This is a genomic window from Bradyrhizobium sp. ISRA442, from assembly GCF_038085055.1.
In the GTDB taxonomy this organism is placed as follows: Bacteria; Pseudomonadota; Alphaproteobacteria; order Rhizobiales; family Xanthobacteraceae; genus Bradyrhizobium.
In genome coordinates this window covers 159,725-182,637 of record NZ_JALGCN010000005.1, presented here as the reverse complement: position 1 = coordinate 182,637, position 22,913 = coordinate 159,725, and the positions used below count along the sequence as shown (strand labels likewise).

19 protein-coding genes and 1 tRNA gene are annotated in these 22,913 nt (G+C 63.6%); 11 read left to right on the top strand and 9 right to left on the bottom strand.

What is annotated here, in order from left to right:
- The first annotated feature begins 2 nt into the window (after nucleotides 1-2).
- The 5 genes from MTR72_RS13105 (at nucleotide 3) to MTR72_RS13085 (ending at nucleotide 6,327) form a co-directional block, all read left to right on the top strand.
- Complete coding sequence (locus tag MTR72_RS13105; protein WP_280967549.1) at nucleotides 3-2,504, top strand: EAL domain-containing protein; 2,502 nt, start codon at nucleotides 3-5, stop codon at nucleotides 2,502-2,504.
- A gap of 442 nt (nucleotides 2,505-2,946) precedes the next feature.
- Nucleotides 2,947-4,491: a hypothetical protein gene (locus MTR72_RS13100; protein ID WP_280967550.1), complete on the top strand. Its 1,545-nt coding sequence runs from the start codon at nucleotides 2,947-2,949 to the stop codon at nucleotides 4,489-4,491.
- A 64-nt stretch (nucleotides 4,492-4,555) separates the two neighbouring features.
- Nucleotides 4,556-5,026, top strand: coding sequence for an FMN-binding protein (locus MTR72_RS13095; protein ID WP_280967551.1), 471 nt, complete (start codon nucleotides 4,556-4,558; stop codon nucleotides 5,024-5,026).
- Entirely contained in the window at nucleotides 5,007-5,918 is a 912-nt protein-coding gene (locus MTR72_RS13090) for an FAD:protein FMN transferase (RefSeq protein ID WP_280967552.1), read from the top strand. Before MTR72_RS13095 ends, MTR72_RS13090 begins: the two co-directional genes overlap by 20 nt.
- Nucleotides 5,908-6,327 carry a hypothetical protein gene (locus MTR72_RS13085; RefSeq protein ID WP_280967554.1) on the top strand — a complete coding sequence of 140 codons (420 nt, stop codon included), beginning with the start codon at nucleotides 5,908-5,910 and terminating at the stop codon, nucleotides 6,325-6,327. The genes MTR72_RS13090 and MTR72_RS13085 overlap by 11 nt, the downstream gene beginning before the upstream one ends.
- A 17-nt stretch (nucleotides 6,328-6,344) precedes the next feature.
- On the opposite strand, the gene MTR72_RS13080 is transcribed toward MTR72_RS13085, so the two are convergent.
- Together MTR72_RS13080 and trxA are read right to left on the bottom strand one after the other, a co-directional pair.
- Nucleotides 6,345-7,022 carry an LON peptidase substrate-binding domain-containing protein gene (locus MTR72_RS13080; RefSeq protein WP_280967555.1) on the bottom strand — a complete coding sequence of 226 codons (678 nt, stop codon included), beginning with the start codon at nucleotides 7,020-7,022 and terminating at the stop codon, nucleotides 6,345-6,347.
- A gap of 30 nt (nucleotides 7,023-7,052) precedes the next feature.
- Nucleotides 7,053-7,976 (bottom strand): thioredoxin, encoded by a 924-nt coding sequence (trxA, locus tag MTR72_RS13075; RefSeq protein WP_280967556.1) that lies wholly within the window; start codon nucleotides 7,974-7,976, stop codon nucleotides 7,053-7,055.
- 276 nt (nucleotides 7,977-8,252) lie between these two features.
- Here trxA and MTR72_RS13070 point away from each other — a divergent pair.
- The 4 genes from MTR72_RS13070 to MTR72_RS13055 all read left to right on the top strand — a co-directional run bounded on the left by MTR72_RS13070 (nucleotide 8,253) and on the right by MTR72_RS13055 (nucleotide 11,695).
- Nucleotides 8,253-8,327: transfer RNA gene (locus tag MTR72_RS13070), tRNA-Gly, on the top strand.
- 77 nt (nucleotides 8,328-8,404) lie between these two features.
- Complete coding sequence (locus tag MTR72_RS13065) at nucleotides 8,405-9,391, top strand: NAD-dependent epimerase/dehydratase family protein (RefSeq protein WP_280967557.1); 987 nt, start codon at nucleotides 8,405-8,407, stop codon at nucleotides 9,389-9,391.
- 229 nt (nucleotides 9,392-9,620) lie between these two features.
- Nucleotides 9,621-10,892, top strand: coding sequence for a PQQ-dependent sugar dehydrogenase (locus MTR72_RS13060; RefSeq protein ID WP_280967558.1), 1,272 nt, complete (start codon nucleotides 9,621-9,623; stop codon nucleotides 10,890-10,892).
- Between the two features lie 209 nt (nucleotides 10,893-11,101).
- Nucleotides 11,102-11,695, top strand: coding sequence for a c-type cytochrome (locus tag MTR72_RS13055; RefSeq protein ID WP_280967559.1), 594 nt, complete (start codon nucleotides 11,102-11,104; stop codon nucleotides 11,693-11,695).
- A gap of 183 nt (nucleotides 11,696-11,878) precedes the next feature.
- Here the strand turns inward: MTR72_RS13055 and panE are convergent, their stop codons facing one another.
- From panE to MTR72_RS13035, 4 genes are all read right to left on the bottom strand, one after another.
- Nucleotides 11,879-12,802 (bottom strand): 2-dehydropantoate 2-reductase, encoded by a 924-nt coding sequence (gene panE / locus MTR72_RS13050; protein WP_280967560.1) that lies wholly within the window; start codon nucleotides 12,800-12,802, stop codon nucleotides 11,879-11,881.
- A 91-nt stretch (nucleotides 12,803-12,893) separates the two neighbouring features.
- Nucleotides 12,894-13,502: a 2-hydroxychromene-2-carboxylate isomerase gene (locus MTR72_RS13045; protein WP_280967561.1), complete on the bottom strand. Its 609-nt coding sequence runs from the start codon at nucleotides 13,500-13,502 to the stop codon at nucleotides 12,894-12,896.
- Nucleotides 13,503-13,596: 94 nt separating this feature from the next.
- Entirely contained in the window at nucleotides 13,597-14,946 is a 1,350-nt protein-coding gene (locus MTR72_RS13040) for an MATE family efflux transporter (RefSeq protein WP_280967562.1), read from the bottom strand.
- An 88-nt stretch (nucleotides 14,947-15,034) separates the two neighbouring features.
- Nucleotides 15,035-15,616 (bottom strand): DUF2239 family protein, encoded by a 582-nt coding sequence (locus MTR72_RS13035; RefSeq protein ID WP_280967563.1) that lies wholly within the window; start codon nucleotides 15,614-15,616, stop codon nucleotides 15,035-15,037.
- A gap of 156 nt (nucleotides 15,617-15,772) precedes the next feature.
- On the opposite strand from MTR72_RS13035, the gene MTR72_RS13030 reads away from it, so the two are divergent.
- A complete protein-coding gene (locus tag MTR72_RS13030) occupies nucleotides 15,773-16,438 on the top strand; it encodes a glutathione S-transferase family protein (RefSeq protein WP_280967564.1) in 666 nt (221 codons plus the stop codon).
- Between the two features lie 109 nt (nucleotides 16,439-16,547).
- On the opposite strand, the gene MTR72_RS13025 is transcribed toward MTR72_RS13030, so the two are convergent.
- Nucleotides 16,548-17,843 (bottom strand): MFS transporter, encoded by a 1,296-nt coding sequence (locus MTR72_RS13025; RefSeq protein ID WP_280967565.1) that lies wholly within the window; start codon nucleotides 17,841-17,843, stop codon nucleotides 16,548-16,550.
- Between the two features lie 132 nt (nucleotides 17,844-17,975).
- Nucleotides 17,976-19,727 (bottom strand): gamma-glutamyltransferase, encoded by a 1,752-nt coding sequence (gene ggt / locus MTR72_RS13020; RefSeq protein WP_280967566.1) that lies wholly within the window; start codon nucleotides 19,725-19,727, stop codon nucleotides 17,976-17,978.
- 99 nt (nucleotides 19,728-19,826) lie between these two features.
- Here ggt and MTR72_RS13015 point away from each other — a divergent pair, with 99 nt between their 5' ends.
- Nucleotides 19,827-21,212, top strand: a complete 1,386-nt coding sequence (locus tag MTR72_RS13015; RefSeq protein WP_280967567.1) for an MFS transporter — start codon at nucleotides 19,827-19,829, stop codon at nucleotides 21,210-21,212.
- A 99-nt stretch (nucleotides 21,213-21,311) separates the two neighbouring features.
- Here the strand turns inward: MTR72_RS13015 and purH are convergent, their stop codons facing one another.
- Nucleotides 21,312-22,910, bottom strand: a complete 1,599-nt coding sequence (purH, locus tag MTR72_RS13010) for a bifunctional phosphoribosylaminoimidazolecarboxamide formyltransferase/IMP cyclohydrolase (protein ID WP_280967568.1) — start codon at nucleotides 22,908-22,910, stop codon at nucleotides 21,312-21,314.
- Nucleotides 22,911-22,913: the final 3 nt, after the last annotated feature.

Genomic DNA, 22,913 nt, shown 5'->3' with positions numbered 1-22,913 from the left:
GAATGTTCCGCGTTTTTACCTGCGTTACCGCAGAGCATGATTGGCGGCTCGTCATGCTCGCCGGACTGGTTTGCTTCACCGCAAGCATTGTTGCGGTGAGCATCTTTCATCGCGCAATCGCGTCGCAAGCCAGAACGCGGCTGATCTGGATCGCGATCGCCGGCGCTGCCATCGGATACGGCATCTGGGCAACGCATTTTGTTGCAATGCTGGCCTACGCGCCCGGCGTCTCGACCGGTTACGGCATCGTTCTGACCGCGCTGTCGCTGGCCGCGGCGATGATCCTGACGTCGGGAGCCTTTGGTTTTGCCGCAAGCAACTCCGGCCGGTGGCGGGCGGCTGCCGGCGGCGCCATCATCGGCGCGGGCATCGCGAGCATGCACTATCTCGGTATGTGGGCGCTCGAGGTGCCGGGTCGCGTGACCTGGGCGCCGGAGCTGGTGCTCGCCTCGATCGTCCTCGGCGTGGTCCTGGGCTATGCTGCACTTGCGGTGGCCCTGCACCACCAGCACAAATGGGGGACCTTCGCCGCCGCGCTGTTGCTGACGCTCGCCATCGTGTCGCATCATTTCACGGCCATGGGGGCCGTACAGATCGTTCCGGACCCGGCGCTGACAATCGATACCTTGTCGCTTTCGCCCACCTTCCTCGCCGTGGCAATTGCGGGCGCGGCCCTGTCGGTGCTCGGCATGAGCCTCGTCGGCGTGATCGCGGATCGGCGCCTTGCGACCAGAACCAGCAAGTTCGAGGAAATCATCAGCCAGTTATCGATTGCCCGGCAGCAAGTCGAAGGCTCGCAAAGAGCGCTGCACGAGCAAAAACTCAGGCTGGATACGGCCATCAACAATATGGTTGAAGGCCTTTGCATGTTCGATGCGGAGAAGCGACTTGTCGTCTGCAACGAGCGTTATGCCCGACTTTATCGGCTACCGCCGGAACTGCTGAGGACAGGAACACCGCACACCGACATCATCAGGCATCGCATCGCGAACGGCATTCTCAAGGGAGACACCAGCGAGGGCGCTGCCGAGCAGCTCATCTCGAAATTGGGTGCGCTGCCGGTCGACACGGTCTCGAGCAGGATCGACGAGTTCGCGGATGGCCGGTTGATCTGCGTGACGCGACAGCCGATGGCGGGTGGCGGTTGGGTCGCCACGCATCTCGATGTCACCGAGCAACGGCGGTCCGAGGCCAAGATCACTCATATGGCGCAACACGACGCGTTGACCGATCTGCCAAATCGGGTGCTGCTCAGAGAGCGGATGGAGCATGCGCTTGCCGTGACGCGCAATGGCGGCCTCGATCTGGCCGTGCTCATGCTCGACCTCGATCGCTTCAAGGAAGTCAACGACACGCTCGGACATCCGGCGGGCGATACTCTGTTGCGTGCCGTCGCGGCGCGTTTGCGCGAATGCACCACGGATACGACGTTGATCGCCCGACTGGGCGGCGACGAGTTCGCCGTCATCGACTATGTCACCAACCCGGCCGTGGAGGCCGCCGCCCTCGCCGAGAACATTAGAAAGGTGCTTTGCGAACCTTTCGACCTCGGCGATCACCGGGTTACAGTGGGCACCAGCATCGGCATTGCCATTGCGCCGCGCGATGGCACCGATTCCGACATGATCATGAAGAGCGCGGATCTCGCCCTCTACTCGGCCAAGAGTGGCGGGCGCGGTGCATACCGTTTCTTCGAGCCGGAGCTCGACCAGCTCATGCATGCCCGGCGCAACCTCGAGCGCGATATGCGGGCCGCGCTTGCCGGCCGCGAATTCGAGCTCCATTACCAGCCCTACGTCAATGCCGTGACCGGTGAGACCAGCGGCTTCGAGGCCTTGCTACGCTGGCATCACCCGCAGCGAGGTCTGGTCATGCCTTCCGACTTCATCCCGCTTGCAGAGGAAACCGGCCTCATCGTGCCACTCGGAGAATGGGTCCTGAGGACCGCATGTGGCGAAGCCGCCAAATGGCCGGCCCATCTCAAGATCGCGATCAACCTGTCTCCCGCTCAATTCAGAAGCAAGGAGCTCGTTCCGGTCGTTCTCGGCGCGCTGGCGAACTCAGGGCTGGCGCCGCACAGGCTCGAGCTCGAGGTCACCGAGACGGTGATCATGCACGACAGCGAAGCTGTATTCGCAGCGCTCGGCCAACTGCGCGAACTGGGCGTCCGAATCGCCCTGGACGACTTCGGCACCGGCTATTCATCGCTAAGCTTTCTGCAGAAATTTCCGTTCGACAAGGTCAAGATCGACCGCAGTTTCGTCAACGAACTGTGCAGCACGAGGCAAGAGGCGAGCCATCTCGCGAAAGCGGTGGTTCGTTTCGCGGTCAGCCTCGGCAAGACGACAACCGCTGAAGGCGTCGAAACCCAGGAGCAGCTCGACATCCTGCGTGAAGAGGGGTGCGCCGAAACGCAAGGCTACTATTTCAGCCGGCCGATGCCCGCATCGAGGATCGCGAAAATGCTGCGGCGAAGAACCAAGGCGGCCGTCTGCGCTGCCTGAGCAATCAGGCCATCACCGCAGCGGGGGATCGCCGCTGGCGCGCTTCTTGGCGAGGTGGGCCGGCATTCTGGCTAGATGCGATTCCGCGCAGTGATGGCGATGGCGCAGCTTGAGGCCTTGGGCAGCCAATCCGCCATGCATGAGGGCGTCTCCTAGTCCCAATCGTCTGCTTCTGTAGGGATTCCAGTCATATCAACTGCTCACGCTCCGGCTCGGGGCGAGTTCTTTTTATTTATTCTAATTCTAAGCTGGAGTGATTCTAGTCACGAACTTCCCTCTTCTGCTTCCCAAGAATGCCATTGCCTGTTTTTCCTGCGGCAGGATGTCGCAATTCTTGGGGGCACACATGTCACTGCACGTTTCCGCTGACCCGTTTGCATTTCGATTCGAACGCCGATGCCCCAGCCGATCAGCTCTGCTGGCGGCGACCGCGATATCGTTCTTGAGTTCTAGTGGAGCTCTTGCAGCGGATGGTGACGCGAACGCCGCGTTGCTGAAGAAGCTCGAGAAGATGGAGCAGCGCATCCAGCAGCTCGAATCCGAGCTGAAGCAGAAGCAGGATCGCCCGGCCGCTGATGCAGACGCAAAGCGGGCGGCCAAAACGGCATCGCTGACGAGCGCCAATGCGCCCGCGCCGTCCGCCGAAGCAAAGGACGCGCCAGCCAAGCCTGAGAACCATAAGCCCGAAGCCCAACCGTCCGAGAAATCGGCCAAGTCGAAGTCGAAAGACTCCATCCCTCTACCCCCACCGCCGTCAGCGTCGGACAAACCGATCCTCGGGCTGTCGGATTCTCCGGTCTCCGGTCTCAGCATCGGGGCATATGGTGAGATCAACTTCGGTACCATGCAAAATCCTGCTGCCGGCGGCCAGTGGCAGAAGGGTTTTGACGCGGCCAGGTTCGTCCTCCTGCCCACCTATGCGATCACCTCGAACATCATCTTCAATGCGGAAATCGAGTTCGAGCACGCGGGCTCTGGATTTGACAACGACGACAAGCTGCACGGCACTGCCGAGATCGAGCAGCTCTGGGTCGACTTCAAGATCATCGACCAGTTCAACTGGCGTTCGCCGGGCATTGATCTCGTGCCGATCGGCTACATCAATCAGCATCACGAGCCCACGCAATATTACAGCGTGCTCCGGCCCGCACTCTACAACGGCCTCATTCCGTCGACCTGGAAGGTTCCATCCACCAGCGTCTATGGGACGATCACCGAGGATCTCAAATATCAGGTCATGGTCAGCACCAGTAACGAGGATTTTGGCGACTCCTTCGACAATCGCACTGAGGCAAAGACTGTCCCGCTTCCCGGGACGGCGTACATCGCCGGCATCGACGGCGTAACCGCGCTCGCATTCTCCAGGCCCCCGCTCGGCGACTTCCAGCAACTCAACAACGCCACGGCCGTGTCCGGCCGGCTCGACTTTACGCCGACATTCTGGCCAGGATTCGCCGGAAGCGTCAGCGCCTATTTCTCACCGAACACGACGCCGCGAGGCGCGCATGACGATTTCGGTAACTTCCTCGGCAGGTCCAGTCTCGCAATGTTTGACGCCGAATTCCGCTATAGGGTGCCCGACACGGGTCTTGAGTTTCGCGGTGAATATGTCCGCGCCGATTTCGGGCACCCGGAAAACCTGCGCGCCAACAACGACTCGGATCCGACCAACAATGTCGGCAAGTCGATGTACGGCTATTCCGGCGAGATTGCCTATCATGTCCCGCTAGGCACGATTCTCAACAGCGAGTGGGAGGCTGTGCCGTTCTACCGCTACACCTATCAGAACCTGCAGACCGGCGGCTTCGCGGGAACCGATGCCAATCTGCCGACCGGTCAGGGTCAGCGGCAGTATCACACGGCCGGTTTTGCGGTGTTTCCATCGCCGAAGGTCGTGCTCAAGGCAACCTATCAGCATGTGATCGACAAGAGCGCCACGGGCGCGCTTTCGGATTCGTTCCTCGGCGGCGTCGGCTTCTTCTTTTGATGCCGACAGGGTCGCCTAGGATATCGCTGCAAGACCTGATGACACGACCAGGAGCGAGGTGACTATGAATTGGGTTCGATACACCCTGCCGGCGGCAGCGATCTTGTCTGCCGCCTCTCCCGCCTATGCCGTTCGGTATCTGTCGATCGAGGACGCGCAGAAGGCGGCATTTCCGTCCGCAACGCATTTTTCCGAGGTCCAGGCGGGCCGGGTCTGGAAAGCCGAGGCCGGCGGCAAGGTTGTCGGCTTCTTCGTGTTCGACCGGGTCGTCGGCAAGCACCTTTTCATCGACTACGCAGTGGCGCTGACCCCGGCGGGTGCCGTCCACAGAGTCGAGATCCTGGAATATCGGGAATCCTATGGCGGCGAAATCAGGAGCCCGAGCTGGCTCGCACAGTTCGTCGGTAAGACCAGCGGCAGTGCGCTCAAGATCAACGGCGATATCAGGAACATCGCCGGCGCGACGCTGTCGTCGACCCATGTTACCGAAGGCGTGAAAAGAATACTGGCGGCTTATGGCAATCGCATCCGATAGAATCCGTCGCGCAAGGCCACTGCTCGGCACCTTCGTGGAGATCGAGGTTGCGGGCGCTCGCAGATCCGACCTGGACGGTGCCATCGACGCCGCATTCGATGCCATTGCGCAAGTGCATAGGCTGATGAGCTTTCATGAGCCGGATAGCGACGTCAGCCGGCTCAACCGCGAAGCCGGCATTCGTCCGCTGAATATACATGCGTGGACGTTCGAAGTGCTCAAGACCGCCGTTGAGCTGCATCGCCGCTCCGGCGGGCTTTTTGATATCACGATCGCACCGGCGCTGCAGACCATGGGGTTGCTGCCGCTTCTGAAGGGTCAGCCGGTGGCGGCGCCGATTGGGCGCCCCACCGACGCGATTGAGCTGCTTCCGGACCAAGAGGTTCGCTTTCGATCGACCGAAGTCACGATTGACCTTGGTGGCATAGCGAAGGGCTTTGCCGTCGACCGCGCCGTTGCCGCGCTGCGCGATTTTGGCATTCCAGCCGGCATGGTGAACGCCGGTGGCGACCTTCGGGCCTTTGGCACGGAGTCGCACGCGGTTCACGTCCGCGATCCCCGCGGTCCCGGCCGATCGATCTGCCGCATCGATGTGGCCGACGAAGCGCTGGCCTCAACGGCGCGCCGCGTCGAGCTGTTCGACAGCAGTGAGCCGGGCTGTTCGGTGGTGATTGATCCCGCAACTCAGAGGCCGGCAAGCCTGATCGACGGCGTCACGGTTCGCGCGCCCTCCTGCATGGTTGCCGACGGTTTGACCAAGATCGTCATGATCTCCGGGACGGATGCGGGCAAACTGCTCGAATGTTACCAGGCCGGCGCCTTGTTGATCTCGGCCGACGGCGACGTTCAGATCACCTCCGACTGGCAGCACGCGGTGCACCTTGCGGCTTAGAACATCGTTTCGCTACTCGCTCTACGCGGCGTTCGCGGCGCTGTTTCTGACCGGCGCCGGTTGGCTCGCGGCCGACTGGCAGAAGGACGTTGCCGGCGACGATATCTGGCAGCAGATCGCGGCCAACATGCTGATGGTCCATGGCGGCATCGCGATGCTGGCGCTGTTGCTGCTGGGCGCCCTCGTTCCGGTGCACCTGCGGCGATCGTGGCGAGGCGGCAAGAATCTCGTTTCCGGATCGGTCATGGCGGCGTTCAATGCGGTCCTGATCGCGACCGCATTCGGGCTCTATTATCTGGGATCGGAAGCGGTACGGCCCTGGATGAGCTGGATCCACCTGGGCACCGGATTCTCGTTGGCCCTGATGCTTCCGCTTCATATCTGGCTGGGTCGACGGGAGTCGCGATAGCGTCCTGCAGGCTCGTGCTATTGCAGCGGCGGATCGCCCGAGGTGCGCTTCTTGGCGAGATCCATCTCGGTCACCGCGATCAGGATTTCGGCGCGGGTCTTCAGGTCCGGCGCCTCCAACATGGCCTGCTTCTCGGCCGGGCCATAGGGCGACATCATTGCCAGCGCATTGACGAGGGCCTCATTGGGCGCGCTCTCGACGCCCTCCCAATCGACCTTGAGGTTGTTGGCCTTCAAAAAGTCCGCCAGTGCCGCGAGCAGCGCCTCGCGATTGACGTCATCCTCGCCCTTGCGGGCGGTGAAGTCGTCGGCGAACGCGAAGAAATCCACCTTGCACTGCCGGTAGGCCGTGAGCACGTCGAGCTCCTCGACCACCTTGAAGCGCGCAATGCCGGTGAGCTCGAGGATGTAGCGGCCGTCGCCGGATTCGGCGAGCTGGGTGATGCGGCCGACGCAGCCGACACGGAACAGCACCGGCTTGTCGGCATTCTTCGGCGAATGCGCCACGTCCGGCTGGATCATGCCGATCAGGCGATGGCCGTCGCGCAAGGCGTCGTCGACCATCGCGAGGTAGCGCGGCTCGAAGATGTTGAGCGGCATCTGGCCGCGCGGCAACAACAGCGCGCCGGGCAGGGGAAACACCGGGATGATCTCCGGAAGGTCCGCGGGCCCGCGATATTCGATATTGATCGGCATCTTGCCCGGTCCCCGCTCGCCGGCTGGCGCCTATGAAAACAGGATTGTCGATAAGCGCTTTCGTCCCTCGACGGTCGCATCGTCGGTGCTGCCCCAGGCCTCGAAGAACTGCACGAGCTGCTTGCGGGCGCCGTCATCGTTCCATTTGCGGTCGCGCTTGACGATATCGAGGAGCTGGTCCGTGGCGGCCGCGCGATTGCCTTGCGCATTGAGGGCCGTCGCAAGGTCGAATCGTGCCTGATGATCGAGCGGGTTTGCGGCGACTTTCTGTTCCAGCTCGGCGATCGGCCCGAGCGACTTGGCCTGCTCGGCGAGATCGATCGCGGCCTGCACGGCCTTTACCGCGGGCTCGTTGCGCTTGGATTCCGGGACCATGGCGAGCGTCTGCTTGGCCTGCTCCATGGCGCCGGACACGGCGTAGCACTTCGCGAGCCCGGCAAGGGCCGCGATGTTCGTCGAATCATGATGCAGCGCCTCGGCATAAATCTGCGCCGCCGCCGCCGCGTCGCCCTCCGCGAGCACCGCCTCGGCCTCCTTCACGATCTCGTCGACATTGACCTCGCCTGGCGCGGTCACGCCCTTGGTCAGCCGCTCGATGAAGGCGTTGACCTGGCTCTCCGGCACCGCGCCCATGAAACCGTCGGCCGGCTGGCCGTTGACGAAGGCAATCACGGCAGGGATCGACTGGATGCCCATCTGGCCCGGGATCGCCGGATGCTGGTCGATGTTCATCTTGACCAGCTTGACCTTGCCCTTGGCTGCACGGACCGCCTTTTCCAGCACGGGGGTGAGCTGGCGGCAGGGGCCGCACCATTCCGCCCAGAAATCGATCAGCACCGGTTGGCGCTTCGATTCCTCGATGACGTCCTTCACGAAGGTCTGGGTGGTCGTGTCCTTGATCAGATCGGCGGCCGCCGGGCCCGCTGCTCCGTTACCCTGGTCGATGATCGTCACGGGATCCCCTCGTCTGATGTCTGGAATGGCGGCTCTTTAGCATGTTGCCAATGCCGATGCCTTGCTGTCGGCTCCTAAAATTGGGCCGTGACGGCCGAATTTCAATCCACAGGCGTCGATTCGGCGGTTCCTGGCCGTTTCGGGTCGATTCGACCGGGATTGGGGGTCTATGTGGGGCTCCAAATGCGAATCTATGCCGCCGGTAGCTGTTGCATTCGGCTCCCGCTTTTGGCATACGACAGCCGTTGCCGGCGCGTCATGCGACCGACACAGGATGCGGGTGTAGCTCAGTGGTAGAGCACGACCTTGCCAAGGTCGGGGTCGAGGGTTCGAGCCCCTTCGCCCGCTCCAATCTTTCCCAGAGCATCCAGCCAAACCGGCACGGATCGTGGTTCGCCAGCGCCGCTGGCGGCTGGTCGGGATTTGCAATGACAATACTGGTCACGGGCAGCGCAGGCCACCTCGGGGAGGCCATCGTCAGGACGTTGCGGGGGCGCGGTTCTACTGTGCATGGGGTTGATTTGAAGAAATCAGCCTTCACCGATGCGGTCGGTTCCATTGTCGATCCCGGCTTCGTCCGAAGCCAGATGGACGGCGTCACCGCCGTCATCCACACCGCGACGCTGCACAAGCCGCATGTGGCGACTCACGCCAAGCAGGATTTCATCGACACCAACGTCACCGGCACGCTCAACCTGCTCGAGGCGGCCGTTGCCGCCGGCGTGCGCAGCTTCGTCTTCACCAGCACCACCAGCGCATTCGGCTCGCAGCTCCGGCCGGGGGCGGGAGAGGCTGCGGTGTGGGTCACCGAGCATCTGCCGTCGGTGCCGAAGAACATCTACGGCACGACAAAACTGATGGCCGAGAACCTGTGCGAGCTGTTCTTCCGCGAGCATCGTCTTCCGGTCCTCATCTTGAGGACGTCCCGCTTCTTTCCCGAAGACGATGACGATCCCGCGCTGCGGGCGGCTTACGCGCAGGAGAACGCGCAGGCCAACGAGCTGCTCTATCGCCGGCTGGATATAGCGGATGCCGTGAGCGCCCATCTGCTCGCGAGCGAGAAGGCCGCCGCGATCGGCTTCGCGCGCTACATCGTCTCGGCCACGAGCCCGTTCGAGCCGCACCATGTCGCAGCACTGGCCCGTGACGCGGCCGGCGTGGTGCGCGCGCTCTATCCCGATTGCGAGCAGCTCTTCGCCGCGCGTGGCTGGCGCCTGTTTCCGGCGATCGACCGCGTCTACGTCAACGAGCGCGCGCGCCGTGAACTCGGCTGGCGGCCCGAATTCGATTTTGCCCATGTCCTCAACTGCCTTCGCGATGGCATGGACTTTCGCAGCGCGCTGGCGCGCGAGGTCGGATCGAAGGGCTATCATGAAACGGTGTTTGCGGATGGACCGTATCCCGTCTTGTCGTAGATCGTCTGTTTGATTCCGCGTTGCAGCGAGGACGTTGTCACAGCGTTACTTGTGATTCCGTCTCAATTTTGATCGAGCCCGATTGCAGCGCGCGTGCCGCGCTTCTCAGTGTTCGCAGATGTGCTAACCTTTTTCGGTCTGATCTCTCGACAGACTCCGAACTTCGCCTACCCGACTAGCAAAACAAAATAATGCGCAGCCTGGACGGCTGCCTTAGGGGAGTGACGCGATGAAATTCCATCGATCCGTTTTCGCGTTTGCAGCGGTTGCCCTTCTCGCAGGGACGAGCGTTGTCAATGCGCAGCAGCAGCAGGACAAAGGCCGCGCGCTGAAGAAATACGAGTCAGGCACCAAGGAGTTCTGGACCCATCCGCCGGACGACTGGTTCCTGGGCGATGAGACCGAGGCGCAGAAGGGTCTGGCGCCGCCCTCGGGGCCGCCGACGGGTGCATCGGACGCCGAGCTCGCGGCGATGATGAAGAAGATCAAGCTGCCGCCGGGCTTCAAGATCGAGGTGTGGGCGTCGGGTGTGCTCGCCGCGCGGCAGATGGCCTGGGGCGACAAAGGCACGCTGTTCGTCGGCTCGTTCGGTCTCGGCAATGTCTATGCGATCAAGGACAACAATGGGAAGAAGGAGGTCAAGACCGTCCTCAAGGGGCTGAACATGCCCACGGGTCTGGCCTTCAGGGACGGCGCGCTCTACGTCATCGCCGTCGACAAGCTGATCCGCTATGACGATGCTGAAGCCAAGCTCGATAATCTCGGCGAGGGCAAGGTCGTCTATGACGACATGCCGTCCTACGCCGCGCATGGCTGGAAGTACATCGCCGTCGACAAGGACGGCTGGTTCTACATTCCGTTCGGACCGCCCTTCAATATCGGCATTCCTCCGACCAGTGTCTCGCAGATCCGGCGCGTCGATCCCAAGACCGGCAACGCCGAAGTCTGGGCGCTCGGCGTTCGCAATTCGGTCGGCGGCGACGTCGATCCGCGCACCGGCAAGTACTGGTTCACCGAGAATGCCCGCGACTGGGTCAGCGACGATCTGCCGTCAGACAAGCTCAACATGATTAACAAGATCGGCGAGCACTTCGGCTATCCCTACTGCCACCAGGGCGACCTGCCCGATCCAAAGTTCGCGATGGGCCACAAGTGCTCCGAGTTCACGCCGCCGGTGCTGAATCTCGGCGCCCACGTCGCTCCGCTCGGCATGAAATTCTATACCGGCGATCAATTCCCCGCCGAGTACAAGAACAACATCCTGATCGCCGAGCACGGCTCCTGGAATCGTCACAAGTACCAGGGCGGCCGCATCATGCGCGTGATCGTCGGGCCCGACGGCAAGAACGCCAAGCAAGAGGTGTTCGCCTCCGGCTGGATCGAGGGCGACCAGGGCTATCTCGGCCGCCCCGATGACATCATCCTCGCCAAGGACGGCTCAATCCTCGTCGCCGACGACTGGGCCGGCGCGATCTACCGCATCAGCTACGGCAAGAAGTAGCGCGACATGAAAGAGAGGCCGCGGCCAGGAGATGGCCGCAGCCTCTTTGCCTTCAACCTCAATGTCGTTCCGGATCGCGCGTCAGCGCGAGTCCAGAACCCATAACCCCGATCGTGGTTATGGATTCCGGGCTCGCGCCAAGTGGCGCCCCCATTGCGCAATTGCGCAATGTGGAATGACGAGCCTCTCTCACAGTGGAATTTTCAAACATGCGCCGGCAGTTCATCTCGCACGCAATCAGCGCGCTTGCGCTTCTTTCGCTCGGCGTCGATCCGACCCACGCCGCCGATGCGGCCGCCGTCAAGGAAAAAGCCGCAGCCTGCGCCGGCTGCCATGGCGAGAATGGCATCTCGCAAACCGAGAACATCCCCTCGATCGCCGGCCAGCCCGATCAGTTCCTGCAATGGCAGCTCGTGTTCTTCCGCGCCGGCTCGCGCAAGAACGAGCAGATGCAGCCGATCGTCGAGGAGCTCAACAACGAGGACATCCGCAATCTGGGGGCCTATTTCGCCGCATTGACGCCGCCGAAGGGACCGGAGGACAAGGACCCCGATCTGTCGAAGAAGGGCGAACAAGCTGCCGCCGGGCGGCGCTGCGCCTCATGCCACACCGACACTTATGCCGGCACCAAGGCCGTCGCGCGTCTCGCTGGCCAGCGCGAGGAATATCTCGTGAAGGCGCTGCACGACTACAAGGCGGGCTTGCGTGTCGGCGGCGGCGTTGCCGCAATGGCCGACATCGCCTATTCGCTGAGCGAGGACGAGATCACCGCGCTCGCGCACTATCTGGCGCACTTGCAGTAAATATCTCTCGTCGTCCCGGACAAACGTAGCGAAGCGGAGCGCAGATCCGGGACCCATAACCACAGGACGTGGTTATGCGAAGGCTCGGGTTGCCAGCTCGCGCCACAACCGTTCCCTGTGGTTGTGGTTATGGGTCCCGGGCTCGCGCTTCACGCGCCCCGGGACGACACCCAAATAGACGCCCTACCCCGCCCGCTGCTTCTCATACGCCTTCAGATGAGTATAGGCGATGCGCAGCTTCGGCACCGGTACCTTGGCGGCATCGCCGCGTGCGATGAGATCGCCGATGACGTGATCGGCCTCGACCGGAAGGCCCGCCTTGATGTCGCGGAACATGGACGCCGTCATCGGCGAGCCCTCGGTGGTCAGGTTGCCCTTGACGCGCGCGAAGAACGGCCCGCCCGGAGGGTAGCCTGAGGCGGCGGCGATCGCGCTGGTTTCATCCAGCATGCCGAGCAGGAAATCCTTGCCGCCGGGGGCGGCGAGGATATTGCCGACGGATGTCCGCATCAGGCTGGTGGAAGCAGCAAGCGTTGAGAGGAACACCCACTTCTCCCACATGTCCTGCATGATGTTCTGGCTGGCAGTAGCGCCATTGATGCCGCCCTTGAAGGCCTCGTCGATCGCCTTGACGCGCTCGGACAGCTTACCGTCGCGCTCGCCGTAATTGATCGACTGGATCGGCTGGAGCTGCACGACTTCGCGCTTCTCGTTCAGCGTGGCGGCGATGGCGCACAGCCCGCCGAGCACGCGTTCGGCGCCGAATCTCCGGTCGAGCACATCAAGATGTTTCATGCCGTTGAGCATCGGAATGATCGCCGTGTTCGGGCCGACCCCTGCCGCAAAAGACGTGATGGCGTCATCGAGATCGAACGCCTTGCAGCTCAAGAGCACGACGTCGAACTTGTCCTTGAGCTTGTCGGCCTCGACCCGCGGCGGATCCTTCAGCGTCACGTCGCCGTTCGGGCTCTTGATGACGAGGCCGGCGCTCGCAAGCTCGCTGGCGCGGCGCGGCCGGACCAGGAAGGTGACATCGCGGCCGGCCTGCAACAGCCTGCCACCAAAATAGCCGCCGATGGCGCCGGCGCCGACCACGAGGATACGCATTGGACGCTCCATTATTATTCTTGGCGAATAGGGAGTAGCGAATAGCGATTGAGATTTCCACTCGCTATTCGCTACCCACCATTCGCGCCCTTCACTTTCCCGACACCATCTCCTCGACCTCGCGGAGTTGCTCCTTGCCGAAGAACATCTCGTTGCCGACGAAGAAGGTCGGTGAGCCGAACGCGCCGCGCGCCACCGCCTCCTCGGTGTTCTTGATCAGCTTGGCCTTCACCTCCGGCTCTTGGGAGCGGGCGAGCAGCTTTTGCGCATCGAGCCCGGATGATGCCAGCGCCTTCATCGCGACCTCGGGATCGTCCATCTTCTTCGGCTCGCGCCACATATGGTGGAAGGCGGCCTCGACATATTTCTCGAAGACGCCCTCTGCCTGCGCCGCTATCGCCGCGCGCATCAGGTTCAGCGTGTTGACGGGAAAGTGCGGATTGAAGACGTAGGGCTGGACGTGAAAGCGCTTGATGAATCGCTCGGTCTCGATCGCCTGGAATTCGCGCTTGTTCTTGACGCCCGCGAGCGTCTCGGCCGGCGATTTGTTGTTGGTTGCCTTGAAGATGCCGCCGAGCAGGATCGGCACGTACTGGAATTTCACGCCAATCCGCTTTTCGATCGCCGGGATCGCCTCATGGCTGAGATAGGCGTTGGGACTGCCGAAATCGAACAGGAATTGCGGGGCTGTGCGGGTCAAAATCGTCCTCCCTGACGGCTCTTTTCGGCATTGTGGCGCAGGGCGCGCCGCAGGTCCACCGTTTAATGATGGTCATAATACTTTGATGATCCGGTCAGATCAGACGCCGGATCGCGCGCTTGCGCCAGACCAGCACGTAATAGCCCATCTGCAAAATGAACATGGCGCAGAACACGATCGGATAGGCGGCCCACACGCCCTGAATGCCGACGGTCCGGCTCAAGATCACCGCGGATGGCAGTTCGATCGCGACGATGGCGAAGATCGACAGCAGCATCGGCGTCAGGGCGACGCCGGCTGCGCGCATTGCGCCGGAAAATACCGTCGCCATGCCGAACGGCACCGAGCTCCACAGCGCGACGTGCAGCAATCCCGTCGCAAGATCGCGCACGGCGCCGTCGGTGATGAAGATACCGAGCACCGGGCGCGCCGCCAGATAGCTCACCGCGACCAGGCCGCCTGTCAGAACGAGGTTGAATTTGAGGCCGGTGCGCACGATGCCGTCGAGCCGGGTTCTGTCACCGCGGCCGACGGCTTGAGCCCCGAGGATCGAGACCGCGATCGAAATCGACATCGCCGTGAACTGCGTATACCCCATCACCTGATTGACGGCGCCGTAGGCGGCGGTTGCATTCGACCCGAAGCCGTTGACGAGGCCGAGCAGCACCAGTTCGGCGATCGCCATCACCACCATGCCGATCGCGCTCGGTAGGCCGATGCCGAGGATCTTGCCGAGCATGGCAGGGTCGATCCGAAGATGGCGCAGAAGCGCATCGTCAGGCGCCAGCGCATGCTTTTTCCGGCGCAGATAGACAGCCAGCATAATCAGCGTCAGCGCGTTGGCAATCGCCGACGCCCAGGCGGGGCTGGTGATGCCCGCGGCCGGTAATCCGAATGCGCCGTGGATCAGAATCGGCGTGAGCGTAAGCCCGATCGCGGTCGACAGCGCCAGCGCCAGCAGCGGCGTGAGCGTGTCGCCGACGCCGCGGATCATGGCCGTCTTCAGCAGGAACACGAAGCCGAGCGGCATCGTCACCAGCATGATGCGGGCATAGGCGCTGGCCTGGTCGAGGATGTCGGAAGGGGTAGCAAGCGCCGTCATCAATTGCCGGCTGAAGAGCCCGCCGGCGGCCGCCACCGCGATTGCGAGCAGCAGGCCGACCGCGAGCGTCGTGCCTACGATGATCTTGATCTTGTTGTGCTCGCCCGCGCCGAAAGCCTGGCCGATCAGCACGGTGGCGCCGGTGCTCAGGCCCATGACGAAGGCGAACAGGAAGAACATCACCGGAAAGAACGCCGCCGCCGCCGCGAGCGCGTCGACGCCGATCATCTGGCCGAGATAGACGTTGCTGACGGTCCCGAACAGCGACTGCAGCGCGTTGCTCAGCATCAGCGGCGCGAGGAAGCGGAGGAAAATCGTCCAGAGCGGTCGGGGAGCGGACATGGATGGCCTTTCTTCAGGGCGTGCGAAGCCGTTGCCACGCAAGGTGCGTGGCTCGGCCGTCGATGGGTTGAGAGAAGCGGTGCGCGGTTTAAGCGCGATCGCTGTAGGCGAGCTTGACGATGTGGTCGCGGATGTCGGCGGGCCAGTCGGCGATCAGACCGGTGAAGCGTCGCCGGTCATCCGCAAACAGCGCTCGCGAGGCTTCCTCGAAACGCGCGAAGTTGCCCGCCATCGTCGACATGAAGTGGTAGGCGGCATCGCGCGCCTGCCGCTCGCGATCCTTGTCGCCGCTCGCACGCCGCGACTCGTCGACGAGCTTGCGCAGCGCCACCGAAGCGCCGCCGGGCTGAGCGTTGAGCCATTCCCAATGCCGCGGCAGCAGCGTCACCTCGCGCGCGACCACGCCGAGCTTCGGCCGCCCGCGGCCGCGTGGCTCGCTTGGCGGCGCCTCCTCTGCCGAGGGCGGCGGAGCAAGCTTCGCCACCCGAGCCAGCACCTCGTGATCCTCGCCGCGCAGGTCGAAATCGATGGTACGCCCGGTCCCGTCGTCAAAGATGACGATCGGCTCGTCCGGCCGAGGCGGCGCGCGCTTGACGGCGAGCGCGACGTCGCCCGCCGGGCCGGAGGCGAGCCGGCGCTGGCCGATGAAGGCTGTAAAGGTCCCTTGCATTGGAATCATTGCCAGATTTTTCGATCTCGGCTTTTAATACCCGGGTAAATTGCTCGCGTCAATATACCCGGGTGAAAACATGGTCCGGATCGCTCGACATTGTGTTCCCGGACTGGCACGAACTTCCGGCCAAGTGACCAAGCCGGGGACCATGCGATGCTGACCGTTCATCACCTCAACAATTCCCGCTCGCAGCGCGTGCTGTGGCTGCTCGAAGAGTTGGGCGTGCCCTATGAGATCGTGCGTTATCAGCGCCAGCCCGACCTGCGCGCGCCGAAGGAGCTGCGCGCCATCCATCCGCTCGGCAAGTCGCCCGTCATCACCGACAACGGCAATACCATCGCCGAGTCCGGAGCGATCATCGAATATCTCATCGGCACCTACGGCAATGGCCGATTGATTCCGCCGCCGAACACACCGGAGCGGCTGCGCTACACCTATTGGCTGCACTATGCGGAGGGGTCGGCGATGCAGCCGCTGCTCCTGAAGCTGTTGTTCACGCTGATGCCGAAGCGCGCGCCCGCTCTACTGCGCCCGCTGGTGCGCAAGGTCTCGAACCAGGCACTCACGGCACTGGTCAATCCGCAGCTCAAGCAGCACATGGATTATTGGGAGGGCGAGCTGGGAAAAAGCGAGTGGTTCGCCGGCAGCGAGTTCACTGCGGCCGACATCCAGATGAGCTTCCCGCTCGAAGCCGCCCAAGCGCGCGGCGGGCTGGAGACGGGGCATCCCAAGGCGATGGTGTTCCTCGATCGCATCCATGCGCGGCCCGCGTATCAGCGCGCCCTTGAGAAGGGCGGGCCGTACCAGGTGGGACGGTAAGCCTCCACGCCATCGTGAACCCCATTGTGCAATGTGTAATGTCGCGCCGTAATCTCCGGATTCTCTGGTGCGAAATTGCCACCAGAGTTCGCCCTTCGGGCGCCCCGTACTAATCCGCGTGCAGTATTCGCCCGCGCGTTTCCGGCAGCGCGAATGCGGCGGTGAAGAACACCGCATAGGCCACGACCGCGAAGATCGCGATCGCGTTGGCGAGCGTCGTCGTCGCCGACAGCGCGCCGACGAGATAGGGAAACAGCGCGCCGATGCCGCGGCCGAAATTGTAGCAAAAACCCTGGCCCGAGCCGCGCAGCCGCGTCGGATAGAGCTCGGTCAGGAACGCGCCGACCCCGGAGAAATAGCCCGAGGCGAAGAAGCCGAGCGGGAAACCGAGCACCCACAGGATCTCGTTGTTGAGCGGCAACTGCGTGTAGAGCAGCACCACAGCGATGGCGCCGAGCGAGAAGATCAGGAACAGGTTGCGCCGTCCGATGCGATCGGCGAGCCAGGCGCCGACGAGATAGCCGGCGAAGGAGCCGATGATCAGCGCCGACAGATAACCGGTCGAGCCGACAATCGACAAATGCCGATCCTTGGTCAGGAACTGCGGCACCCAGAATGTGATGGCGTAATAGCCGCCCTGACAGCCCGTCACCATCAGCGACGCCAGGATCGTGGTCTTGAGGATCGGGCCGGAGAAGATCTCCCACAGCGCTGGACGGTCGCCGCTGGCCGCCTGCTTTGCACGCGCCTCGGCAGCGATCTCCGGCTCGGTGACGGAGCGGCGGATGTAGAACACCAGGAGCGCCGGCAGCGCGCCGATCACGAACATCCAGCGCCAGGCGATGTCGGCCGGCATCAGCGAAAACAGGATCGCCTGCGACAGCACCGCGAGACCCCAGCCGACTGCCCAGCCCGACTGCACCGAGCCGACCGCGCGTCCGCGATATTGCGGCCGGATCGCCTCGCCCATCAGCACCGCGCCTGCCGCCCATTCGCCGCCGAAGCCAAGGCCCAGCACTGCGCGCGCGATCAGGAGCTGATCGAAATTCTGCACGACGGCGCAGACCAGCGAGAAGAACGAGAACCAGATGATGGTGATCTGCAGCGTCCTGACCCGGCCGATATGGTCGGAAAGATAGCCGCCGAGCCAGCCGCCGATGGCGGACGCAAGCAGTGTCACGGTGCCGGCAAGACCCGCCGCGCCGGGGTCGACCTTCCACAGCGCGATGATGGTGCCGATCACCAGCGGATAGATCATGAAGTCCATGCCGTCGAGCGCCCAGCCCGCGGCGCACGCCCAGAACGTCCGGCGCTCCGGCGGATTCATGTCGCGATAGAAGGCGAGAAGGCTGGTGTCCTCGATCTCGGCGCGTTCGATGCGCTCGGTCGGATCGGCTGCGGTCATGTGCGTATCCTAAAGGCCCGTCGTTGGCCGGGCACGCGCCTCGCACGTGCACCAGCGTCGGCAAACTGCCGCGCTTAGGTGCCGATGTCATCCGGCAAATAGGTCTACTCTGCGCTGCACAAAGCGTAGGGATTACTGTCCCGCTGCCTCCGCACCGCGGGTGCGCGGATCCGGCGCGCCGAGCGGCCCGTTCGCCGTCACCGCGATGGAATTGGCCGATGTCTGTCCCATCGGCTCGACCACAAGATGTCCCATCGCTTTCAGCTCGGACAGAACGTCATCGGGAAAGCCGCGCTCGACGCGCACTTCATCCGGCAACCATTGGTGATGCAGCCGCGGTGCTGCCACGGCGGCGGCGACATCCATCTTGTAGTCGAGGACGTTCACGACCACCTCGAGCACCGTCGAGATGATGCGGCTGCCGCCGGGCGAACCCGTGATCAGCACCGGCTTGCCGTCTTTGAGCACGATGGTCGGCGACATCGAAGACAGCGGTCGCTTGCCGGGTCCGGGCAGGTTGGCCTCAAAGCCGACGAGGCCATAGGCATTGGACGCGCCGGGTGCGGCGGTAAAATCGTCGAGCTCGTTGTTGAGGAGAACGCCGGTGCCGTCGGCGACGAGACCAACGCCATAGCTGAAGTTCAGCGTAAAGGTGTTGCTGACGGCATTGCCGTGGGCATCGACCACGGAGAAATGCGTGGTGTTGCTGCCTTCGCGCGGCGCGGTGGCGGCCGAGGCGATTTTGCTCGACGGCGTGGCCCGATCGGTCAAGATGCCGCTGCGCAGCTTGGCGGCGTAGTCCTTTGCGATGAGCGTCTCGATCGGCGCCTTGACGAAAGCGGGATCGCCGAGATAGCGCGCCCGGTCGGCATAGGCGCGCTTCATCGCTTCGATCAAGAGATGAAGCGAGGCGGGCGAGCCCTGCTTCAGCTCCGCAAGCTGAAAGCCTTCGAGCATGTTGAGCGTCTCGATCAGCACCACGCCGCCCGATGAGGGGAGCGGCATCGAGACGATGTTGTAGCCGCGATAGGTGCCGCGCAGGGGCTGGCGGGCGATCGCCTCGTAGGATCTGAGATCGGCGGGAGTCATGATGCCGCCGGCGTCGGACACGGCCTTGGCGAGCCTCTCTGCCACCGCACCTTCATAGAAGCCGCGCGGTCCTTGCGTTGCCACAGCCGACAGCGTGTCGGCAAGATCGGTCTGCACCAGACGATCGCCTTCGCGCAGCGGCGTGCCATCGGGCCTCGAGAAGATCCTGGCCGAGGACGGCCAGCGCGCGAGCCGTCGGTACCAGCCTGGCAGCGTGTCGGCGATGTCATCGTCGACGACGAATCCATCGCGTGCGAGAGCGATCGCGGGATCGAGGAGTTGCGCCAGCGTGAACTTGCCCGAGCCGTATTTCTCCAGCGCAAGTGCGAGACCTGCGACCGTGCCGGGCACGCCGATGCCGAGCGCGGAATCGCGCGACTTCGCGGCATCGGGCTTGCCGTCGGCGCCGAGGAAGATTTGCGGCGTGGTTGCCGCTGGCGCGGTCTCGCGATAATCGATCGCGATGTCCTCGTTCCGTTCGGCCGAATGGATCACCATGAAGCCGCCGCCGCCGATATTGCCGGCGCGTGGATAAGTCACCGCCATGGCAAAGCCGGTGGCGACCGCGGCATCGACCGCATTGCCGCCGCGCCGCAGGATATCCGCGCCGACCTGGGCGGAGAGCTTCTCCTGCGCCACCACCATGCCATGGTCGGCGGCGACGGAATGAACCGTGTCGAGCGCAGGCGGCGTGTAGTCGCGCCGCGCGTCCTGCGCTATGACGGGGGCGAGACCAACTGCCAGTGCGGCGATGGATACGAGAAACGTCCGCCGCGTCAAAAATAGCGACATCATCAAACTTCCGCCGTGCCTTGGGCCAATTCACACGCGTCACTGCAATGCTATACGGTTTGCGCTAAGAGAGGCAAAACTGTTCGTGATGGGGACCGGATGATGACGACGATCGCCTCGGACGTGCGCATGGCAGGCGCGGCACGGACCTATCCGTCGCGCGCCGCCGTCGTGAGTTGGATCTTCTTCGATTGGGCCGCGCAGCCCTATTTCACGCTCATCACGACCTTCGTGTTCGCGCCCTATTTTGCGACCAGCGTCGCGCCGGATCCTGCCACCGGGCAATCGCTGTGGGGCTTTGCGATGGCCGCCGCGGGCATGGCGATCGCGCTGTTGTCGCCGGTGCTCGGCGCCATCGCGGATGCCTCCGGCCGCAGGAAGCCGTGGATCGCCATGTTCGGCGCGCTCCTGGTGCTCGCCTCCTCCACGCTGTGGATCGGCAAGCCCGGTAATCACACCGTCATTCCGCCGCTGCTCACCGCAGTCGCGCTCGCCAGCGTGGGCGCGGAATTTGCCACCGTCTTCAACAATGCGATGATGCCGAGCCTGGTGCCGCCCGAACGCATCGGCCGGCTCTCCGGCACCGGCTGGGCCACCGGCTATGTCGGCGGCATCGTCAGCCTGATCATCGTGCTCGGCTTCCTCGCCGCCAACCCCGAGACCGGACGCACGCTGCTCGGATTCACGCCGCTGTTCGGGCTCGATCCCGCCACGCACGAGGGCGATCGCATCACCGGACCGTTGACCGGGCTCTGGTTCATCATCTTCGTCACGCCGATGTTCCTGTTCACGCCGGATTATCCGGCCAAACGCCCGGTTCGCGCGGCGCTGCGCGAGGGCCTGTCGGAGCTGAAACAATCGCTCGGCGCGCTGCCGAAACAGAAATCGCTCGCGGCGTTCCTCCTCGCCAACATGATCTACACCGACGGCCTGGTGTCGCTGTTCGCCTTTGGCGGCATCTATGCGGCCGGTACCTTCGGCTGGCACACGATCCAGATCGGCACCTTCGGCATCATGCTGGCGATCGCCGGCACTTTCGGCGCATGGCTGGGCGGCAAGCTCGATGATTTCCTCGGACCGAAGCGCGTGATCGCCGGCAGCCTGCTGATCCTCTTGCTCTCGGTGGCGGCGATCCTTCTGGTCGACAAGGACAGCGTGTTGTTCGTCAAGGTCGCGCCGCCCGAGCCGGGCGCTGCACTGTTCTCGAGCGCGGCCGAGCGCGCCTATCTAGTGCTGGGCTGCCTGATCGGCGCCGCGGGCGGGCCATTGCAGGCTGCCTCGCGCACGCTGCTCATCCACCTCGCGCCGAAGGATCGCATCGCGCAGTATTTTGGTCTGTTCGCGCTGACGGGAAAGGTGACGTCCTTCATCGGCCCGCTGCTGATCGGTGCGATTACGGCGGCGACTGCAAGCCAGAAGGCCGGCATGGCCGTGTTGGTGGTATTCTTCGTCGCGGGTTTGGCTTTGTTGATGCGGGTGCGGGATTAGCTCTTAGCCCGGATGGAGCGAAGCGCAATCCGGGGGCCGTCATTGTGAGGGTTGCGAAACCCGGATTTCGCTGCGCTCCATCCGGGCTACGCAATCGCGTTAGTGCCTAAAGTGCCGCGTCCCCGTGAACACCATCGCGATGCCGTGCTCGTCGGCGGCCTTGATCACCTCGTCGTCGCGCATGGAGCCGCCGGGCTGCACCACGGCGGTGGCGCCGGCCTCGATGCAGGCGAGCATGCCGTCGGCGAAGGGGAAGAACGCGTCCGAGGCCACCACCGAGCCCTTGGTGAGCGGCTCCGCGAGCTTCAGCTCGTTCGCGGCATCCTGCGCCTTGCGCGCCGCGATCCGCGCCGAATCCACCCGGCTCATCTGGCCCGCGCCGATGCCGACGGTGGCGAGATCCTTGGCGTAGATAATGGTGTTGGACTTGACGTGCTTGGCGACGCGGAATGCGAATTTCAGGTCGCGCATCTCGGCGTCGGTCGGCGCACGCTTGGTGACGACCTTGAAGGTCATGTCATCGACCACGGCGTTGTCGCGGCTCTGCACCAGAAGGCCGCCCGCGACCGTCTTGGCGGTGAGGCCCGGTGCGCGCGGGTCGGGCAGGCTGCCAGCGAGCAGCAGCCGCAGATTCTTGCGCGCGCCGATGATGGCGATCGCTTCCTCGCTGGCATCGGGCGCGATGATCACCTCGGTGAAGATTTTCGTGATCTCGCGCGCGGTGTCGGCATCGAGCGCGCGGTTCATCGCGATGATGCCGCCGAAGGCCGAGGTGGAATCGCAGGCAAGCGCCTTGCGATAAGCGCTGACCAGATCCGGTCCTTCCGCGACGCCGCAGGGGTTGGCGTGCTTGACGATGACGCAGGCCGCGGTGCGCTTCGCGTCGAACTCGCCGATGCATTCATAGGCCGCGTCGGTGTCGTTGATGTTGTTGTAGGAAAGCTCCTTGCCCTGCAACTGCCGCGCGGTCGACACGCCTGGCCGCTTGTCGGGCGTCGCATAGAACGCCGCGGTCTGGTGCGGGTTCTCGCCGTAGCGCAGCGACTGGATAAGCTTGCCGCCGAAGGCGCGGAAATCGGGTGCGTCGATCTCGAGCTGCCGGTTGAACCAGTTCGAGATCGCGGCGTCATACGCTGCAGTGCGCGCATAGGCCTTTGCAGCAAGCCTCCGACGCAGCGCCAGCGTGGTCGCGCCATTGTTGGCAGCGAGCTCGTCGAGCACCGCCTGATAGTCCTTGGCTTCGACCACGACCGCGACATCGTCATGATTCTTCGCTGCGGCGCGGATCATTGCGGGGCCACCGATATCGATGTTCTCGATGCACTCCTCGAAATCAGCGCCTTTGTCGACGGTGGCCTCGAACGGATAGAGATTGACGACGAGAAGATCGATCGGCGAGATGCCGTGCGCCTTCATCGCTTCTGCATGTTCCTTGTTGTCGCGGATCGCGAGCAGGCCGCCATGTACCTTCGGATGCAGCGTCTTGACGCGGCCATCCATCATCTCCGGAAAGCCGGTCAGCTCGGAGACGTCTTTCACTTTCAAGCCGGCGCTCGCAATCGCCTTGGCGGTGCCGCCGGTCGAAACCAGTTCGACGCCGCGGGCGACAAGCGCCTGGGCGAACTCGATCAGACCGGTTTTGTCGGAAACGGAAAGCAGGGCGCGGGTGATACGACGGCGATGGTCAGCGTCAGTCATGAG

What these genes read in the sequence shown, in the direction of transcription:
- MTR72_RS13035 (WP_280967563.1), bottom strand. Translation starts at nt 15,616, where the DNA reads ATGCAAGGGACCTTTACAGCCTTCATCGGCCAGCGCCGGCTCGCCTCC.
- MTR72_RS13060 (WP_280967558.1), top strand. Translation starts at nt 9,621, where the DNA reads ATGAAATTCCATCGATCCGTTTTCGCGTTTGCAGCGGTTGCCCTTCTC.
- panE (WP_280967560.1), bottom strand. Translation starts at nt 12,802, where the DNA reads ATGCGTATCCTCGTGGTCGGCGCCGGCGCCATCGGCGGCTATTTTGGT.
- ggt (WP_280967566.1), bottom strand. Translation starts at nt 19,727, where the DNA reads ATGATGTCGCTATTTTTGACGCGGCGGACGTTTCTCGTATCCATCGCC.
- MTR72_RS13095 (WP_280967551.1), top strand. Translation starts at nt 4,556, where the DNA reads ATGAATTGGGTTCGATACACCCTGCCGGCGGCAGCGATCTTGTCTGCC.
- purH (WP_280967568.1), bottom strand. Translation starts at nt 22,910, where the DNA reads ATGACTGACGCTGACCATCGCCGTCGTATCACCCGCGCCCTGCTTTCC.
- MTR72_RS13090 (WP_280967552.1), top strand. Translation starts at nt 5,007, where the DNA reads ATGGCAATCGCATCCGATAGAATCCGTCGCGCAAGGCCACTGCTCGGC.
- MTR72_RS13105 (WP_280967549.1), top strand. Translation starts at nt 3, where the DNA reads ATGTTCCGCGTTTTTACCTGCGTTACCGCAGAGCATGATTGGCGGCTC.
- MTR72_RS13015 (WP_280967567.1), top strand. Translation starts at nt 19,827, where the DNA reads ATGACGACGATCGCCTCGGACGTGCGCATGGCAGGCGCGGCACGGACC.
- MTR72_RS13025 (WP_280967565.1), bottom strand. Translation starts at nt 17,843, where the DNA reads ATGACCGCAGCCGATCCGACCGAGCGCATCGAACGCGCCGAGATCGAG.
- MTR72_RS13080 (WP_280967555.1), bottom strand. Translation starts at nt 7,022, where the DNA reads ATGCCGATCAATATCGAATATCGCGGGCCCGCGGACCTTCCGGAGATC.
- MTR72_RS13030 (WP_280967564.1), top strand. Translation starts at nt 15,773, where the DNA reads ATGCTGACCGTTCATCACCTCAACAATTCCCGCTCGCAGCGCGTGCTG.
- MTR72_RS13040 (WP_280967562.1), bottom strand. Translation starts at nt 14,946, where the DNA reads ATGTCCGCTCCCCGACCGCTCTGGACGATTTTCCTCCGCTTCCTCGCG.
- MTR72_RS13055 (WP_280967559.1), top strand. Translation starts at nt 11,102, where the DNA reads ATGCGCCGGCAGTTCATCTCGCACGCAATCAGCGCGCTTGCGCTTCTT.
- MTR72_RS13065 (WP_280967557.1), top strand. Translation starts at nt 8,405, where the DNA reads ATGACAATACTGGTCACGGGCAGCGCAGGCCACCTCGGGGAGGCCATC.